At 43.2% G+C, this 19,027-nt stretch carries 17 protein-coding genes; 7 read left to right on the plus strand and 10 right to left on the minus strand.

What is annotated here, in order from left to right; genetic code table 11:
• Nucleotides 1–120 precede the first annotated feature (120 nt).
• Both BEL04_RS04940 and BEL04_RS04945 read left to right on the plus strand, forming a co-directional pair.
• Complete coding sequence (locus tag BEL04_RS04940) at nucleotides 121–2,094, plus strand: DUF3857 domain-containing protein (RefSeq protein ID WP_066000825.1); 1,974 nt, start codon at nucleotides 121–123, stop codon at nucleotides 2,092–2,094.
• Nucleotides 2,095–2,108: 14 nt separating this feature from the next.
• Complete coding sequence (locus BEL04_RS04945) at nucleotides 2,109–4,013, plus strand: DUF3857 domain-containing protein (protein WP_066000826.1); 1,905 nt, start codon at nucleotides 2,109–2,111, stop codon at nucleotides 4,011–4,013.
• Between the two features lie 7 nt (nucleotides 4,014–4,020).
• On the opposite strand, the gene BEL04_RS24670 is transcribed toward BEL04_RS04945, so the two are convergent.
• From BEL04_RS24670 to BEL04_RS04960, 4 genes are all read right to left on the minus strand, one after another.
• Complete coding sequence (locus BEL04_RS24670) at nucleotides 4,021–4,143, minus strand: hypothetical protein (RefSeq protein ID WP_256389277.1); 123 nt, start codon at nucleotides 4,141–4,143, stop codon at nucleotides 4,021–4,023.
• 28 nt (nucleotides 4,144–4,171) lie between these two features.
• Entirely contained in the window at nucleotides 4,172–4,735 is a 564-nt protein-coding gene (locus BEL04_RS04950) for a C40 family peptidase (protein ID WP_066000828.1), read from the minus strand.
• A gap of 142 nt (nucleotides 4,736–4,877) precedes the next feature.
• Complete coding sequence (gene mutS, locus BEL04_RS04955; RefSeq protein WP_066000830.1) at nucleotides 4,878–7,487, minus strand: DNA mismatch repair protein MutS; 2,610 nt, start codon at nucleotides 7,485–7,487, stop codon at nucleotides 4,878–4,880.
• Nucleotides 7,488–7,596: 109 nt separating this feature from the next.
• Nucleotides 7,597–7,959, minus strand: coding sequence for a hypothetical protein (locus BEL04_RS04960; protein ID WP_066000832.1), 363 nt, complete (start codon nucleotides 7,957–7,959; stop codon nucleotides 7,597–7,599).
• A gap of 115 nt (nucleotides 7,960–8,074) precedes the next feature.
• Here BEL04_RS04960 and BEL04_RS04965 point away from each other — a divergent pair, with 115 nt between their 5' ends.
• The 5 genes from BEL04_RS04965 (at nucleotide 8,075) to BEL04_RS04985 (ending at nucleotide 12,428) form a co-directional block, all read left to right on the plus strand.
• A complete protein-coding gene (locus BEL04_RS04965; RefSeq protein WP_066000836.1) occupies nucleotides 8,075–8,497 on the plus strand; it encodes a hypothetical protein in 423 nt (140 codons plus the stop codon).
• A 443-nt stretch (nucleotides 8,498–8,940) separates the two neighbouring features.
• Entirely contained in the window at nucleotides 8,941–9,345 is a 405-nt protein-coding gene (locus BEL04_RS04970) for a hypothetical protein (RefSeq protein WP_139112919.1), read from the plus strand.
• 413 nt (nucleotides 9,346–9,758) lie between these two features.
• The gene (locus BEL04_RS04975; RefSeq protein WP_139112920.1) at nucleotides 9,759–11,336 is read left to right on the plus strand and encodes a hypothetical protein; all 1,578 of its coding nucleotides are present in this window, start codon (nucleotides 9,759–9,761) and stop codon (nucleotides 11,334–11,336) included.
• A gap of 241 nt (nucleotides 11,337–11,577) precedes the next feature.
• Entirely contained in the window at nucleotides 11,578–11,943 is a 366-nt protein-coding gene (locus BEL04_RS04980; RefSeq protein WP_083227763.1) for a response regulator, read from the plus strand.
• A 41-nt stretch (nucleotides 11,944–11,984) separates the two neighbouring features.
• The gene (locus tag BEL04_RS04985; protein ID WP_066000845.1) at nucleotides 11,985–12,428 is read left to right on the plus strand and encodes a hypothetical protein; all 444 of its coding nucleotides are present in this window, start codon (nucleotides 11,985–11,987) and stop codon (nucleotides 12,426–12,428) included.
• 11 nt (nucleotides 12,429–12,439) lie between these two features.
• Here BEL04_RS04985 and BEL04_RS04990 read toward each other — a convergent pair whose 3' ends face one another.
• The 6 genes from BEL04_RS04990 to tal form a co-directional block, all read right to left on the minus strand.
• Nucleotides 12,440–13,348 carry a hypothetical protein gene (locus tag BEL04_RS04990; protein WP_066000847.1) on the minus strand — a complete coding sequence of 303 codons (909 nt, stop codon included), beginning with the start codon at nucleotides 13,346–13,348 and terminating at the stop codon, nucleotides 12,440–12,442.
• Between the two features lie 51 nt (nucleotides 13,349–13,399).
• The gene (pgl, locus tag BEL04_RS04995) at nucleotides 13,400–14,110 is read right to left on the minus strand and encodes a 6-phosphogluconolactonase (RefSeq protein ID WP_066000848.1); all 711 of its coding nucleotides are present in this window, start codon (nucleotides 14,108–14,110) and stop codon (nucleotides 13,400–13,402) included.
• A gap of 1 nt (nucleotide 14,111) precedes the next feature.
• A complete protein-coding gene (gene zwf / locus BEL04_RS05000) occupies nucleotides 14,112–15,635 on the minus strand; it encodes a glucose-6-phosphate dehydrogenase (RefSeq protein ID WP_066000850.1) in 1,524 nt (507 codons plus the stop codon).
• A gap of 81 nt (nucleotides 15,636–15,716) precedes the next feature.
• Nucleotides 15,717–17,141, minus strand: coding sequence for an NADP-dependent phosphogluconate dehydrogenase (gene gndA, locus BEL04_RS05005; RefSeq protein ID WP_066000852.1), 1,425 nt, complete (start codon nucleotides 17,139–17,141; stop codon nucleotides 15,717–15,719).
• 38 nt (nucleotides 17,142–17,179) lie between these two features.
• The gene (locus BEL04_RS05010; RefSeq protein WP_217493600.1) at nucleotides 17,180–17,800 is read right to left on the minus strand and encodes an HAD family hydrolase; all 621 of its coding nucleotides are present in this window, start codon (nucleotides 17,798–17,800) and stop codon (nucleotides 17,180–17,182) included.
• A 5-nt stretch (nucleotides 17,801–17,805) separates the two neighbouring features.
• Complete coding sequence (tal, locus tag BEL04_RS05015) at nucleotides 17,806–18,900, minus strand: transaldolase (protein WP_066000855.1); 1,095 nt, start codon at nucleotides 18,898–18,900, stop codon at nucleotides 17,806–17,808.
• Nucleotides 18,901–19,027: the final 127 nt, after the last annotated feature.

Below are 19,027 nucleotides of genomic sequence, written 5' to 3' on the forward strand. Positions count from 1 at the left end.
GTGGTAAAATCTACAAAAAATTATTCAAAATTTTAAAAAAGTATCCTAACTAAATTTGAGCGGGTATTTTAATATTTTAGAAAAATAGAGTATGTTTCCAAATAAATTTAACTGCTGGCTATGCGTAAACTTTTACTCCTGATTTCCATTCTTTCATTCTGCCAACGTATTGTAGCCCAAGACTTTGATTATGGCAAATGTGATGCTGCCGACGTAGCCATGAAAAAGTATGATAAAGATACTAGCGCACATGCTGTTGTTTTACGCGAATTTGGTAAAGCATGGGTTAGCACTAACGATGGTGTACCCTTAATATATGAATATCACATTAAAATTAAACTGTTTGATAGCAAAGCCTTCAGACATGGTGATGTGAGCATCCCGCTTTATATAGGCGATAACGATCATTTTGAAAAAGCGTATGATATAGAGGGCGTTACCTTTTATACCGATGATAACGGCGCCACACAACGCATCGATCTTGATAAGAACAAGATATACCACGAGAAGATCAGCAATCACTACGAGCGGTTAAAATTTGCCTTGCCTAACCTGCGCCCGGGCTGCATAATAGAGTACAGGTATAAAACCGAATCGCCTTATCATTTTAATTTTCATAAATGGGTATTTCAGTGGGATATCCCTAAAATCTATTCGGAATATGAAGCCCACATCCCCGCCATTTACGAGTATAACGTGTCAAAGCGTGGCGTTTTGGCTTTAACAACCAATAAGGCTGAGCTGGAAAGTGAATGTTTCAGCTATTACGGCACCAAGTGCGACTGCTCCAAACTTACTTATGGAATTAAAGATATACCGGCTTTTATTGAAGAGGACGATATGACCTCTCCTGATAATTATATATCGGCCATTTATTTCGAACTCGCCCAGATGACCAACAGTCGTGGTGTGAAAGAGAAAATAACAAAAGAGTGGTCGGACATTGATCGCGAGCTAAAACAAAATGAAGACTTTGGCGATCAATACAAACGCAAGGGCCTTTTTAAGGAGCGGCTTATACCTGTTTTAGCTAACCTTACCGACAGCCTCGATAAAGCCAAAGCGGTGTACAGGTATATTCAAAACTCGTTTAAATGGAATAGGATGTACAATGCTTTCAGCGATGATGGCATCAGGAAAGCGCTTGAAAGCCATACCGGGAGCTCGGCCGACATCAACCTGAGCCTGATTGCTGCGCTGAGTGCTGCCGGTATTAATACCGAGGCGGTTATACTTTCATCGCGCGATAACGGCTTTGTAAATAAGCTGTACCCGGGTGTCAGCAATTTTGATTATGTAATTGCCAAAGTAAACATTGATAATAAAAGTTACTTGTTAGATGCTACCGATCCGTTATTGGGTTTTGGCATGCTGCCCCTCCGTTGTATAAACGACCAGGGAAGGGTAATGAGCCTTAACAAGCCTTCGTACTGGATAGATATGGTATCCCCGCAAAAACGAAGTACAACGATGAACCTCGATCTTACCCTGCAGGACAATGGTAAGATCAAAGGTACCATAACAACATATTCGCTGGGTTACGCCGCTTACGAAAAACGCAGGGCGATTAAAAAATTCAACTCGGTTGATGAATATGTGGAAAACCTTGGCGAAAAGGACAGTAAATTTAAGATACTAAAATCTGAGATTACCGACCTCGACAGCCTTGACAAACCCGTAACCGAAAAATACGAAGTAGAGATCGATGCCTACAACAACCTCAACCACGAAAACATTTCGTTTAACCCGGCTTTTTGGGATCATACTTCGGTAAACCCTTTCAAGCTTAATGAGCGCAGTTACCCGGTGGACCTGGGTTCGGCCTCCGAAGATAAAATGGTAGTCACCTTACATTACCCCGCCAATTTTGAAATTACGGCTCAACCCGCAGCAGTAGCGATAGCTTTACCGATAAAAGGCGGCCGCTTTTTAACCGACATTAATATTGCCGACAATACTTTGAGCTACTCGCAGATTGAGCAGTTTAATAAAGCAATATACTCGCCCGAAGAATACCCTTATTTAAAGGAGTTTTTCAATAAAATGATCCAAAATCAAAAAGCCAACGTTGTATTCCACAAAAAAGCTAACTAATGCCCCGTTAATTCATGCGATACCTGTATATATTTCTGTTAACCATAGCTGTAAGCCATGTAACGCTTGCCCAGCAGGCTTACGATGCAGCATCAATACCTAAAGAACTCCTTCCGCATGCCAGTTCGGTGATCAGGGCCAACGATGTAACCGTTGAAGTAAAAAGTTTGAACGATGTAATTTACCATACCAGGTTGATCGTTACTGTATTAAACAAAAATGGCGATGACGATGCTGAAATAGCAATCTACTATAATAAAACCAGCCAGCTAAAATCATTCAGGGGCATTGCCTATAACGAGTTTGGAAAACCTGTTGGAAAGATAGCCGAACGCGACCTGCAGGACCGTAATGTGGTTGATGGTTTTTCGCTTTTCAATGACGACCGCGTAAAAACATTCAAACCGGCTATCACAACCTATCCTTATACAGTTGAGTATGATTATGACACCAACGAAAAACAAACCCTGTTCTTTGCCGACTGGCATCCCGGCCAGGGAGTTGGCACTTCGGTCGAACATAGTTCGTATAAACTGCTGTGTAAACCCGACTTTAACATACGCTACAAACAGATCAATTTTTCAGGAAATGTAGCTACAAACGAAGCTAAGGACCTAAAAACCTACGAATGGTCAATCAGTAACTTAAAGGCACTGCGCAGCGAGCCGTACAGCCCCGATCAGGATTTGCTGCTGACATCGGTTAGAATAGCGCCCGAAAAATTTGAGTATGAAAACATCAGCGGCTCGTTTACCAACTGGAAAGAGTACGGCAGTTTTATTTACAATAAACTGGTGAAAGACCGGCAAAAACTATCGCCCGAAACCGAGGCTGCTATAAAGGACTTGGTAAAAGACATCAGCGACCCTAAGCTGAAGGCAAAAAGGATTTATGAATATGTTCAGCAAAAAACACGTTATGTCAGCGTGCAGATAGGCGTTGGTGGTTATCGTCCGTTTTTAGCGAGTGAAGTAGACCAGCTAAGCTATGGCGATTGTAAGGCCCTGGTAAATTATACGCAAAGCCTCCTGAACGTGGCCGGCATCCAATCGTACTATGTTTTAAATATGGCGGGAAGCGAAAAAGTTAGTGCCCTGCCCGATTTTGCCAGTATGAACCAATTCGACCATGTGATACTTTGCATGCCTTTTAAAAATGATACCACCTGGGTCGACTGCACCAGTAAAGAAAATCCTTTTGGGTATCTCGGCGATTTTACCGACGACCGGCTGGTTGTAGCCTGTACACCTGAAGGTGGGATATTGCTGCGTACACCTAAATATACAACTGCCGATAACACCCAGTTACGCAAGGGCACATTCACCCTGACGAGTACCGGTGAGCTGCGAGGCGATATGCATACCGAATTCAGGGGAGCACAATATGATAACCGTTACTATATGATCAACGAAACGTTTACCGAACAGGTTAAAAAATTGAAGGAGCTTTACCCGGTTGAAAACCTGGAGATACAAAGCCTGCAATTAAAGCAGGATAAGAGCCTGAAGCCGGTTACAACCGAAGATATCAAAATAAGCGCGCGCGATTACGTAGCTCAGAACGGCGGGCGTTTTTTCTTTTATCCCAATACGGCAAACCGCTCAAATCACGTACCTAAGAATGTGACGAACCGCGTTAACCCTGTTTATATCAACCGCGGCTACCTGGATGAAGACCAGATTACCTATAGCCTGCCCGATGGATACAGCATTACTTCTAAACCTATTAAAATAAACCTGGATAAACCTTTCGGCAAGTACGCGGTAAGTATGAGCATTGTAGGTAATAAGCTGATCTATAAACGCTCGTTACAGATTAATGATGGCACTTATGATAAAGATATGTACGCCGACCTGGTTGATTTTTACCAGACGGTTTATGACGGTGATAATTATACCCTGACAATGGAAAAGAAATAGCGGTTTATCAGCTAAAGATAATGATGCCGAGGATAATACCGATCACCATGATCACGTATAGCAATATCTCGTTCCCGGCGAACTTTTTGTATTTGGTCCAGAAGGAATAGTCGGTTTTCTTGTCGGCCATAGCGGCGCAAAAATACAAAAAAATGCGGTTATAACGACGCCCCCTCTGTCGCCGTTGCGATAACAGAGCCACAGCGCGAAAAGTATTTGTAGGTATAAGGGTCGTGCAGCCTCACCACGATAACGCCTTTACTGGTACTTGCGTGTACAACATAACCATTTTGCAGGTAAACACCCACATGGCTGAATTTTTTTCCGTCGTAATCCCAAAACACCAGGTCACCCTCTTTCAACTCTTCTTCATATTTACGTTTAATAACCGTAACCTGCTGGCTGGTAACGCGTGGCAAGGTAACTCCATAAACCTGCTGCTGCAGCAACTGCACAAAGCCGGAGCAGTCGATACCGCTTTTATCCTGCCCGCCAAAATGGTAAGGCGTGCCGTACCAATCGTCGATAAAGGTATACAGGCGGCCATTGGTAATATCGCTTTTGCTTACGCCCATCATGTCGGCGTACTTATCTGCTATCGATGCCGGCGCTTTTACTATTTCGCCGGGCTTGCCTTTCATGGCTGCTTTACGCGAGTGGCACGATGATAACACCACCATAAGCCCGATAACTGCAATAAGGTGCAAACGGTTAAATTTCATGCAATAAAAATAGATGGTAATAACGACGGGGAGTAACGGATGTTATTAACATATCAACAGCCACCCGCCACCCTAAAGGGTGAGTTTTTGATCAGCAATGTCAATTTTGGTTTAATTGCTCCCCCTTTAGGGGGTCGGGGGGCTAACTCTTGATCATCCTCTGTATCTCGTCCAGCTTCATCATCGCCTCAACCGGTGTCAGGGTATTCACATCCAGGTTGTTGAGCATATCGCGTATTTTTACCAGTACCGGGTCGTCGATACTGAACATCTGCATCTGTACAGCCTGTTTTTGTACCTTTTTCATGCTCTCTTTAATGCTTTCTCCGCCGGTACGTTCGGCCTCCAGTTTTTTCAGTATTTCGTTGGCGCGTGCCAGTACTTTTGGCGGCATCCCAGCCAGCTTGGCCACGTGAATACCAAAGCTGTGCTCGCTGCCGCCCGGAACCAGCTTGCGTAAAAAGATAATCTTATGCCCTATTTCTTTAACAGTAACATTATAGTTTTTGATCCGGTTGAATGAATTGCTTAATTCATTCAACTCGTGGTAGTGCGTCGCAAATAAGGTTTTGGCTTTCGCCGATGGATGGTTATGCAAATATTCGGCAATGGCCCAGGCTATAGATATACCATCGTAAGTGGATGTACCCCGGCCGATCTCATCGAGCAGGATCAAACTCCTGTCGCTCAGGTTGTTCAGGATGCTTGCCGTTTCGTTCATCTCTACCATAAAGGTCGATTCGCCCGACGACAGGTTATCCGATGCGCCAACACGGGTAAATATCTTATCTACCAAACCAATGTTAGCCTGTTTGGCAGGCACAAAGCTGCCCATCTGAGCCATCAGCACAATCAGGCCGGTTTGACGCAGCAGGGCCGACTTACCCGCCATATTCGGGCCAGTAATAATAATGATTTGCTGTGTTTCCGAATCGAGGAAAACATCATTCGTGATATACTCCTCACCTATCGGCAGGCGCTGTTCTATAACCGGGTGCCGACCACCTTTAATATCTATCACCTTACTATCGTCTATCTGTGGCTTAACGTAATAGTATTTGAGTGCGATGGTAGCAAAATTGAGCAGCACATCCAGTTGAGCTATCAGGTGTGCGTTAAGCTGTATAGGTTTAATGTATTCGGTAAGCGCATAAAGCAACTCGTTGTACAGCCTTGTTTCGAGTGCGAGAATTTTTTCCTCCGCACCCAATATCTGTTCCTCGTATTCTTTTAATTCAGGTGTGATATAACGTTCGGCATTAACCAGCGTTTGCTTGCGTATCCATTCCGAAGGTACTTTATCCTTATGCGCATTGCTTACCTCCAGGTAATAGCCGAACACATTGTTAAAAGCCACTTTTAACGATGGTATTTTAGTCAGTTCGGCCTCACGCTTTTGTATTTCGAGCAAATACCCTTTGCCGCCAAAAGCTATTTTGCGCAAACGGTCGAGCTCTTCATCAATCCCCTCGGCTATCACACTACCTTTCAGCACCATTACCGGCGGGTCGGGTTGTATCTCACTTTCAATCCGCTGCCTGATTAATGAACATGGATTCAGCTGCTCCGCTATAGTTTGCAATGCCTTGCTTTCGGCAGCGCTGCAGATACTTTTGATCTGCTCAATACAGCTCAATGCTTTTCTTAACTGCCACACCTCGCGCGGGTTAGCTTTTTGCAGCCCGATCTTTGATATCAATCTTTCCAGGTCGCCTATCTGGCGGATCTGTTGCTTCAGTTCTTCACGCAGCTCTTCATGGCCAACCAGGTATTCCACTACGTTCAGCCTGTCTTCAATAGGTTTGCGTTCTTTCAGCGGCATCACAATCCAGCGGCGCAGCATTCGTGCCCCCATGGGCGAACAGGTATGATCAAGCACGTCGACGAGCGTAACTGCATTCTCATTCGCCGAACCAACCAGTTCGAGGTTACGGATGCTGTACCTGTCGAGCCATAAATACTTATCCTCTTCAATACGGCTTATGGCCGATATATGCTGCAGGTTGCGGTGTTCGGTTTCATTCAAATAGTGCAGCGCAACACCTGCCGCTGTGATACCCAGGCTGAGCTTTTCGATCCCAAAACCTTTTAACGATCGTACCTCAAAATGCTTCAGCAGCGTTTCGGTAGCGTAATCACCACTATACGGCCATTCATCTAAATAATAGGTATAGAACTTGTCGCCAAAAACCTCTTTAAACTCGGCACTGCGGGCTTTGGGCATAATTACCTCGCTGGGGCTAAAACTTTGCAGTAATTTATCAATATAGTCGCTGCTGCCCTGTGCGGTTAAAAATTCGCCGGTTGAAATATCCAGTAAGGCAATGCCCACACTGTTTTTCTCGAAATGAAGCGATGCCAGGTAATTATTTGATTTTTGCTGAACGATATTATCACTGTAGGCAACACCCGGGGTTACCAGTTCGGTAACACCACGCCTTACAATGCTTTTAGTTGCTTTTGGGTCTTCCAACTGGTCGCAAATGGCTACCCGCTGGCCGGCGCGTACCAGTTTAGGCAGGTAAGTATCGAGCGAGTGATGCGGAAAACCAGCCAGTTCGATATGTGTTGCCGCTCCGTTTGCCCTCCTGGTAAGCACGATACCTAAAATACCGGCAGCCTTTACAGCGTCCTCGCCAAAAGTTTCGTAAAAATCTCCTACGCGAAAAAGCAACAAAGCACCAGGGTATTTAACCTTGATGGCATTATACTGCTGCATTAATGGTGTTTCTTTAACAGCTTCTTTAGCCAAAGCAGATCCTGTGATTTATTTAATCCGTAAAGTTAAATTAATGCCACGGCTTTGCCCACGATGTTGAAAAGTTGGCGATTTGTGGATTACCTGCTTCTGCAGGTCTGTTTCACCTTTTGGCATTCTTCGGTTTTAACGATCGTACGTAAGCTATACTCTGTTCAAAATAAGGTTTCAGCTCTGTGGTATTCTTCAACAGATCTGCCGGCACCACTGCATACTCTTTTTGTACAACACCGTAAGCAGCACACAGCGTGGTATTGTAGGTTCGCAAAAAATCATCAATCATAGTTGCCGGTAAACGTAAGGCCAGCGAGCCGGTTTTATTCATATATGATGTCATGTGCCCGTTGAGGGATGTATACGGTACTGCAGCACCTTTACGCTCGATATCCGGCATACCAGCTATCAACCTGTCGTAAGCATCCAGTATATCCTGATCAATACCTCTGCATTCCTTTTCTTTAGCCATTAATAAATTCGGGAGCTTCTGTTTGTGTATTTATAATTAAATAAACCGAATAAATTAACACTGTGCCGAAACACTCAGCCGGCACCTCGCGTATTACTATCATAAAAGCAGCGTGATGAACAAAACCATATCCTATCTTTTCCTGCTGTTCACGGCCATATTGATGTTTGCTTGCGAGAAACAAGTTGAACTGCCTGTTAACTCGGCGCTGGTTGGCAAATGGGCTTATACCGGTAACTCGTGCAACTGTACTGCCGAAAGCCCTGCACCCGTACCCGCTTCGGGGAGCAATACCGTATTATACTTCACGCCCAAATCGTATTATAACTATGTTAACCATGAGGTAACGCAGGCCGGAACCTATGCCGTGGTTACCGATACCTTATCATACAACCATCAACCCGTAACGCGTATTATATACGATGGTAATACAAATGCGCCCAAGATCTTTTATAAAATTGTTAACGGCACGCTAACTTTTTATACAGAAACCCCGGTTGCTTCCGGTGGTACCGAACTTTATTACGTGCAGCAATAATTGGCCGTTAAAGGCTTTTCTTATTTATTCTTTCATTTTCTTAAGCCTCTCCGCACCAGGTTGCGATATACCCGGATATAGCCGATATACGCCGTTTTAAAGGTTTTAGGTGAATTAACTTCGTACAACACTGTACAGTGTGGCCCGATCTTCCGGTTAAATCACGATGTAAATACGGTGTTTTCACGGTGTGCCGGCATCGATATCCGCCGTACCTTTACATCAGTTAATTAAAGGGGATCTGTTACCTGGGCACCATGGCGAATCTTGATTTGCCTGGTGCACACAGGGGCAGAAAAGGGAAGAAAAAAATGTCTTTGTCAAACAAAAACAACATCAGGTTCGTCCACCCAAGATTAACGTTTTTAAACTCGTCGAGTAGCCAACCGGTGCCTGGCCAGCCGGATCAACGCACGATTATAGCAGACTTAAAAAAACAAAACATGGACTTAACTCCACCATCAGCCGGATCACAGTTTACCTGGACCAAATGGGAAACCAACCAAACAGGCATCTTAAAATCTATCAAGGATTTTTTTGCCGATCTGTTTGCTGACAAGGATTATCTCCAAAAAAAGGAGCAGTTTATGCTGATTAAGGAGTTGCAGCTTAAAACCTTCGAAATTGAGCATCTTAAAAGAGAACTGGCCGAAAAAGAAGCAGCACTTAAAAAAATATCATATCATCAAAGCCATACCGTACGCCGTCCGCTGGCTAACATACTGGGAATTACCAGATTGATACATGCATATCTCAAAGAACATCCGGATGCCGACCTGTCGCAACTGATCAGTTTCCTGCAACTAAGCTCTAACGAGTTGGATGAAGCAATAAAAAGCAACAATTAGGATATATCATCTATTAATTGCTTATTTTTACTGTAACAAATTAACACCGTATACATTACAAAAATTCTGATCTGCCTAAGATTTTCATAGAACTATCCCTTGTATTTTTCGTACAAGGATAATATTTTTTTTGGCGCAGAAAAGCTGCTCCGGATCTGAATTTTTTAATGATGCCCGATCACCCCCTATTTGCTCCAGGTAATTGTGATACGGATTGGTTTCCTGTTAAACCAAGTCGCTTGCCACTATATAAAATTTTCCTGCTCATTACGCTCTTTTCAGCAGCATTTGTTAAGGCACAGCCACCTCTGTCTCAAAAAAATCTTCCGGATCTTTTTAAAAAAATCACGGCATTACCGGCCCAGCAAAGAGTAGATACAGCGCGCGCAATCTATAAGGCAAACTGCCGTAAGATGTCGTTACCTAATGCCATGGCTGCACTAAACGGCTTGACAGATATTGCCCGTAATATCGGCGATCAACCTTTAGAATGCTCTGTTTACGAAATGCGGGCCGATTACTACTCGGTAAATTACGGCTTTAGCAGTATGGGAGTGTATTATTACGACCAGGCTGTGAACTATGCCAGGCAGCGCCAGCTAAAACTCGAAGAAGGAATATATATCCATAAAAAAGCACAATACTATGCCCTGTTTAAGCATAATACCGCAGCCTGCCAGTATTTTTTGGATGCGCAGGACATTTTCAATACGCTGGGAGTAAACCGAGTGCCCGATATAACCATATATCTATGGGATTTTGCTGCGTTTTATTACAATATCGGCGCTTACGAAGATTGCAAAGTTTATTTGACACAGGCCCTCAGGTATGACATTCCAAGGTTACGCAACCGGATAAACATCACCAATACCATAGGCCTGATTTACCGCAATTACGGGCAATATCAACCTGCACTTACAACCTTTAAAAAAGTACTCAATATTGCCACAGCGGGTAAAGATACAGCCTGGATAGGTATAGCCAATGGCAATATTGGCTCGGTATATTTTATGCAAAAGCAATATGCAATAGCGTTACCTTATATTGAGAGTGATTATCGCCTGTCGTTAAAATATCATGAGAATCTAAATGCGGCTATTGCTTTATTGAGATTGGCCAGAATAAGCGTTGAAACCGGTAAAACCAGCGAAGCGCGGCAGCAACTTACTCAAATAGGAACTATGCTGCGAATGGAAAAAACAAATGTACTAAAATATCAAACCGAACTTTACAGGCTGGAGGCCGAATATGATGAACATATAGGTAATCTGAGGCAGGCCCTTATGTTCCGTCAGAAATATGAGGCTGCCAAAGATAGTTTAATAGATCAGGACAACGTTGCGGCTGTCGACCGGGTGGGCCTGCAATGGGAAAAGGATAAGCACCTTATACAAATCGACGAGCTTAAAAGTAATTCGCGCATTGCTACAATCAGGATGACATTTATTATTGCTTTATTGTTCCTGATACTTGTGGCTTTTATAATAACGTACAGCCGCCGCATAATACAGGTGAAAAAGGATAAGGATGTTTTAATTACTCAAAAATCAAATGTGGATGAAGACCTCAGAAATGCAACCGCAGCATTGGCGATCTATACCAAGAGCTTAAAAAACAAGAACGACGTAATTGAGCAATTCCGTAAAAGGATTGAAGAAATGCAATCGCAAACTTATGATGAGATGGAGATCGAAAAGTTAAGCAACCTGGTGCAGACACACATCATGACCGATGAAACATGGAATGAGTTTAAAAAACTATTCGGCAAAGTGCATACTTCATTCTTCTCAAATCTGACCAATAACTATCCCCATATATCGACTGCCGACATCCGGTTGTTGGCGCTTATAAAAATGGGGCTCAACAATCGCGAAATGGCAAATATGCTGGGTATTACGGTGGAAGGGATTAAAAAAGCCAAGCAAAGACTACGGAAAAAAATGGGCCTTAAGCCCAATCAGGATATTGAAACAGTAATACTGGATTTTTAAAAACCGGGACTTTCTTTTGGTGTTTATTTTATATCGTTAAATATCAATTAATTACAAGAATCATTATATTTATACTTTTTAGTTAAATATTTGTCCCCCTTTTGTCCACCCCCAAAATTAGTCCATACAGCATAATAATAATAATTTAGAAACAATATTTACATCTACGAAAAAACTAAGTTGGTTATTAGTAAACATTCCCCTGGTTTACTTAAATAACACATGATCCATAACATAAAAGATGCCGAGTCTTAACATTTACATTGTTGAAGATGAACCCCTAATTTCAGCTTCATTGAAACATATTATCTTAGGTGCCGGTCATAAAATTATCGGTATTGCAGCTTCCTATGTACAGGCAGTTCATGATCTGCAAGCTAATAAGGTGCACCTTGTTGTTACCGATATTATGCTCGAAGGTACCGAAACCGGTATCGATCTGGCAAAATACATCAACGAGCATTTACATATACCTTTTATATATCAATCGTCGGTGAGCGATCCCGAGGTTATTAATGAAGCTTTAAAAACAGGACCTTTAGCCTATCTGGTTAAGCCTGTAAACAAAATGGTTTTGTTAAATGCAATAGCAACTGTAAACACATAGTTATTTTATTTGTTATAAGTTTAATTTTAATAAGAAACTATATGAACCAGCAGATATCCAATAGTATCATGATCAAAGCGGCACCCAGTGTGATATGGGATGCGATAACACGCGACAGTGTTCTTGTAGATGAAGACCTTACATCCATATCCGACTGGAGCCGTGGCAGCGCCAACGACTATTATCTGAACGTTAACCAAAGCAGGTTGAGAATTTGGAAGGGTAAGGTTACTGAAGCAGTTGCTCCTTATTACCTGGAGCAAAAAGTATTCTCAAACCTGTGGAAGATAGACGACGTTCCGGAAAACTACCTGACCACGCAATACATCGTTTGCCCCGTTAACGACAGTACTATGTTAACCATTATACAAAAGGATTTTACACCGGTGGCTCATGGTGAGCAACGCTATTTATCAGCCGTAAACTGGTGGAAGTTTATTATGCCGAGAATAAAAAGCATGGCCGAAAAGAGACTAACCGAATAGTTATATATCCGCTATAAAAGCTCGATAGTTAAAAGCCGGCGCTCGGAATATGGTTTTACCGATGCTGGATTTTGATAATTCGCATCGCAATTGCTCATCAGTATAGTATTAATACAATTGAACATTTCTCCTTTTACTATTTTACCATCCGATTTCCGGATGGTATTTGTTATAGTAAAATATTCCCGGCCGTATTGAATAGTAAACAGGCCATTATCCGCCGGGGCAACCATCTGAAAATTATTGACCGTTCCGGGCACCACGGGTTTATCCATTTCGGACACAATATATGCCAAAACCGGTTTATTTAAAGGCATAAACGAAGTACTCAGTATAACATAGCGCTCATTTACATCTTTTATTTTAAAGCCCATAGCCAGTGCGTCCTGCCCTTTCAGGATCGTAGTTCCGTTCGAAAAATTGCCAATTACCGGGAATCCAACCGCAAGGCTGTCACCCTTTTTGGTCATATCATCCATACCCGGGAATTGTGGGCCTACAGCTACAAAAAAGGTGTTAAAATCCTGTATGGCCTCCGTCATTTCCCACACATCGATTTTAGGCAGATTTATTAAACCGCGGGTATCCAATGAAATTCGATAAGGTTTTACCTGTAAGGCTTTATCCGACCGGTCTTTTACTTTTTGACCATCGTAACTGATCTTGTTCGATAACCAGTGTATCTCATCATAAGGTACACCTTTTTCATCAGCTACAACCTTCATTTCACAAACGGAAGTACTAACGATGGCCAGTTTATCGTCGTGATATTCTTTTAAGATGAGTTTATAACGATAAGTTTCGCCAATTGTGTATTTACGGCCAAATACCGGGTTTGGCAAAACACCGAACTGGGCATCCGACTTAATCACAAAGCAAAACCAAAGAATAGCAAAAACAAAAAGGGCCTTGTTATTCATACAAATATCAAAGCCCTAATGTACAAGGTTTTAAATATGTACAAGAAATTTTTATACGACTTTTGCTGCAGCGGCCTTATCTAAAAACCAATCCACATCTTTACGGATCAGTTGAGCCGGGTATTCGTCTATATCTGTTGCATCTTTCAATACATGGCGTACGGCTTCTGCTTTACCGTCACCGTAAACAAGGAAAGCTATTTTATATGCCTGATTTATTAATGGTGCTGTAAAACTGATGCGGTACACCTGCTGATCTTCCAGCCAAACATCTTTTACTCCTGCAGAATCATCGTGCAATATCGGCGTATGTGGAAATAAAGATGCTGTATGTGAATTATCGCCCAAACCCAGCAATACCAGATCAAAAACCACTTGTTGATGGTTAAAAAACTGATTAATGCCATCAGTGTATGCTTTGGCGGCATCCGCCGGGGGCAGATCTGTATTTACCTTAAATATTTGTGTCTGATGGATCTTTAACGGATCAAACAAAGCGATCTTTGCCATCAAAGCATTACTATCTTTATCGGTATCAGGCACATTACGCTCGTCGCCAAAAAAGAAAAACACCCTTGGCCAGTCAACCTTAGTATTATAAGTTGACGAAGCTAAAAGCTCGTACAATTTTTTCGGCGAACTTCCGCCCGACAAAGCTACGCTAAACCTGCCGTTGGCAGCAATTGCTTCATCAGCAGCCCTAACAAAATAATCGGCGAGGCCTTTCAAAACTTCGTCTGTCGTATCAAATATATGCAACATGCTATTTCTTCTTTTTACCGTTATTGAGCGGCAATGTAAACCAATGGAAGCCATCGCGGGCAATTAATGCCTCAGCTGTTTCCGGGCCCCACGAGTCGGCTGAGTAATTAGGAAAGTTGATACTCTTGCGCGATTCCCATGTTTTCAGTATCGGCATAATCAGTTCCCAGGCCTCTTCTACCTGGTCGCCGCGCATAAACAGGGTTTGGTCGCCGAGCATGGTATCCAGCAATAGTGTTTCGTAAGCCTCGGGTGCATCACTGGTATAAGTACCGCTGTAGTCGAACACCATATCCACGGTATTCAATATCATATCCAATCCGGGTCGTTTAGCCTGTACCTGTAACCTGATGCTCATTTCGGGCTGAATGCTAATAATAAGCCTGTTTTGCTGCCAGCTTTCAGTAGCCTCGGCCGGGAACACCCGGTGTGGTACATCCTTAAACTGGATACTGATAACTGATGATGACTGGTGCAGTCTTTTACCGGTACGCAGGTAAAAAGGTACACCCTGCCAACGCCAGTTGTCGACAAAAAACTTAATGGCGGCAAAGGTTTCGGTATTCGAATCGGGGTTTACTTTCGATTCTTCGCGGTAGCCGGGCACTTCCTTACCTTCAATCCACCCACGGCCATATTGACCGCGCACCGTACTCATACGCACATCCTCGGCCGAAAAACGGCGCATAGCACGTAAAACCTCCACCTTGCGGTTACGGAGTTCGTCCGAATTAAAATTGATCGGCGGCTCCATCGCAACTAAGCACAGCAATTGCAAAATATGGTTCTGCACCATATCGCGCAAAGCTCCTGCCCCATCGTAATAATCGCCCCGCTCGCCCATTCCCAATTGCTCGGTTACCGATATCTGCACGTGCTCAATATTATCACGGTTCCATATCGGCTCCAGTATAGAGTTGGCAAACCGGAAAGCCATAATGTTTTGCACCGTTTCTTTACCCAGGTAATGATCTATACGGTATATCTGCTTTTCGTCATAGATGTTGCCTAACAATTTATTCAGTTCTTTAGCAGTCTCCAAATCGTGACCAAAAGGTTTTTCTATCACGATGCGTGTCTTCTCCGGATTATCGGCCAGGTGCGCTTTTGAAATATTAGAAGCTATAATCGGGAAAAAGTTAGGCGATACCGCAAGGTAGTAAATCACATAAGGCTCTTGTCCCCAGGTGGTTTTATACTCTTCAATACGTTTTCCGAATTCTTTATAGGTTTCAAAATCGTTAATATCCGATACCTGGTAAGCCAGGTGCTTCGAAAAAGAGTCCCATTTGTCTTTTTTAACTTTACCGCTTCGCGAAAACTGGTTAATCCCCTCTAATACACGGCCGCTAAAGTCTTCATCTGTAAGCTTAGTCCGGCCTGTGCCAATAATGGAAAATTGATCTGGCATCCAGCCATCTAAAAATAAGTTATACAACGCCGGGCCAATTTTGCGCTGGCTCAGGTCGCCGGTACCTCCAAAAATAACAAATATGGTAGGTTGTGATTTGATGGTCGATTTCATTTTAACAAATTAAAAGGTTGATGGTCTCTGTTTATAGCGAATGTAAACCACCCACTGTTCAACTATTCACCACTCACTAAATTATTTTGGCATCCATTGTGTATGGAACACGCCCTCTTTACCGATCAAGGCATAGGTGTGCGCGCCAAAATAATCGCGCTGTGCCTGTGTCAGGTTCGATGGCATGTTCTCGGTACGGAAGTTATCAAAGTAGCTTAACGATGCTGCGTACGCCGGAATAGCTATACCAACACTTGTAGCTGCGGCTACTAAATTTCGCATGCCTGCCGAAGCACGTTTAACCAAATTGGCTACGTCGGCGTCCAACAACAAATGCTCCAAGTTTTTATCTTTGCTATATGCACTGTAAATATTTTCTAAAAATGTAGAACGTATGATACAGCCCCCACGCCAGATCTTGGCTATTTCATCCAAATGCAGATCGTATTTATATTCAACCGAAGCACGTGATAGCATATGCATACCCTGCGCATAAGTAATGATCATGCTAAAGAAGTATGCTTCTTCTAAAAATTTCAGACCGTCTTCTTTACCCATCCAGTTGCCATGTTTATAGCCTCTTAAAGAATGCGCACTACCATATATTTCAGACGCTTTAGTACGCATGGCTTTATATTTCGACAGATCGCGCATAGATACAGCCGAATCGATAGACGGGATCGGTGTTTCCAGGTTCATGGCTTCCTGCGAAGTCCATTTACCGGTACCTTTGGCGCGGGCCTCATCCTTTATATCATTAACCAGTAAATGATCGGCGCCTGGTTCTTTGTAAGTAAAAATATCGCGGGTTATCTCGATCAGAAAAGACGACAAACGGCCTGCATTCCATTTTTCAAAGACACCGTGGATTTCGGTATCACTTAAGCTCAAACCGTTACGTAGTATCTCATAAGTTTCAGCTATCAGCTGCATCAAAGCGTATTCGATACCATTATGCACCATTTTTACAAAGTGCCCTGAAGCTCCCGGACCGATGTAAGTTACGCAAGGCGCACCTTCAACCTTTGCCGCTATCGACTCCAGGATAGGCTTCATCACATTATACGCCTCCTTATCACCGCCCGGCATCATGCTCGGGCCTTTGCGCGCGCCTTCTTCGCCACCCGAAACGCCCATACCAAAAAAGTGGAAACCTTTGCTTTCCAGGTAATCAACCCTGCGGTTAGTATCGGTAAAGTGCGAGTTACCGCCATCGATCAATATATCTCCTTTATCCAAGAATGGTATCAACTCTTCAATAACTTCGTCTACAATTTTACCCGCAGGTACCAGCATCATTACCGCCCTTGGTGTGTTTAAGCTTTCAATAAACGGCTTTACTTCGCTGAAACCCTTTACGTTACCTTGTTTGGCCTCCTGCTCTAATTGCACACCTTTAGATGCGTCCTTATCAAAACCGGCGCCATTAACCCCATGATCGGCCATATTGAGCAACAGGTTCCGGCCCATGGTACCCAAGCCTATCATACCAAAATCGTATTTCATTTTTTACAGATTTTTTGTTTCCACGCCATGCAGACGTATCATTTATTTTCTTTTCTTATTTTTTCAAGTGTCGCCCTGGTCGATTCAAAACCGGTATGTTGATAGGCCGTAAATCCTAACCTTTTGGCGGCGTTTACAAACATAATGCGATCATCAAAATACACGCTTTCTTCGGGCGATGCCTGTGCTATACCCAAAGCCAGTTTAAATATATTAGGATCGGGTTTGCGCATGCCCACCTCGCACGATGATATAAAACCATCAAAAGCTTCGTGCAGCTTAAATTTTTTGATGCGATAATCGTTTAGCTCTTTCCCTTCGTTGTTGATGGAGAAAATGCGCAGACCGCAGGTTTTCTTCCATTCTTTTAACCAGGCAAGTGTGTCTTTCAGTTCGAGCGACTGTTCGTACATAAAGGCCTTAAAGTCTTCGCGCGTAAAATCCCGCGGATGGTTAAACACCACCGTATCCAGGTATTCGTCGAGTGTGATCGTGCCGGCCTCATACACATTAAAAATAAACGTGTGCAGGCCCGACATCTCTTCATAGTCGATACCGAAGCGCTCTGCCGCTTTATGGCGCGACTCGTGCCCCCAGCCATTGGTAAGCAGCACGCCGCCCACATCAAAAAACAGGAATTTAACCGGCGTATCGCTCACAGCAATTATACTTTAGCTTTTTGATCTTCAATTGATTGCAAAAGTTTTTCGAATGGTTTGTTGAATTTGTCAATACCCTCATCTTCTAACTGTTGTGTGATCTTGTCAATGTCGATACCTGCTTTTTTCAACCTGTCTAAAGCTTCGGTTGCTTTATCCAAACCGTCTTCCAAAACATTGGCAGCTATACCATGATCGCGGAAAGCCTCGATAGTTTCCAGCGGAACGGTATCCACCGTATCCGGACCGATCAACGCCTCAACATATTTGGTATCTTTAAATGCAGGGTTTTTGCTGCTGGTACTTGCCCAAAGCAAGCGTTGTGGTTTAGCGCCTTTAGCAGCCAATGCTTTCCAGCGTTCGCTGTTAAATACGCGTTTATAAATTTCGTAAGCTTTTTTTGCTGACGCGATTGCAATTTCTCCTTTCAGGTCGCCCAGGCCTTTTTCGTCGAGCATCGGGTCGACCAACACATCAATACGGCTTAAAAAGAAGCTGGCAACTGATGATATACCTTCAACAGATTTACCCGCTGACACGCGATCCTCTAAACCGCTGATGTAAGCCTCTGCAACTTCTTCGTAACGTGGCAGACCGAATAACAAGGTAACGTTGATATTTAGACCTTCGCTGATGGTTTTGCGGATGGCGGCCAACCCTGGTTTAGTACCCGGTATTTTGATCATCACGTTATCGCGGCCAACGGCTTTCCATAACTCTAAAGCCTGCTTGGTAGTTCCGTCAGTATCTAAAGCCAAAAACGGCGAAACCTCAAGGCTCACGTAACCGTCTTCGCCTTTCGATTCATCATACACGCCTTTAAAAAGGTCGGTAGCTTTTTGAATATCTTTAATAGCCAGGCTAAAAAACAGCTCTTCGTTGGTCTTACCGCTATCGGCCAAGGCCCTGATATCGGCATCATAATCAGAACTGCTGGTTATTGCTTTCTCAAAAATTGCCGGGTTCGAGGTTACACCACGTACGCCGTCATCATCAATTAAGCTTTTCAATTTTCCTGATGTCATGATCTGACGGTCAATAAAATCGAGCCAGATGCTCTGTCCGAAGCTGTGTATCAGCTTTACATTGTTAGTTGCCATTTCTATTGGTTTTATTGTTTTTAGTTTGATCAGGTTATTTTGCGCTACAACCCGATCGGTTTGTTAAAGTTCCTGATTAATATTTAGTTTTTTGTAATTGGTATTTAATTGTTGTGTTAGGCTAAGG

It is taken from the genome of Mucilaginibacter sp. PPCGB 2223 (assembly GCF_001705515.1).
In the GTDB taxonomy this organism is placed as follows: Bacteria; Bacteroidota; Bacteroidia; order Sphingobacteriales; family Sphingobacteriaceae; genus Mucilaginibacter.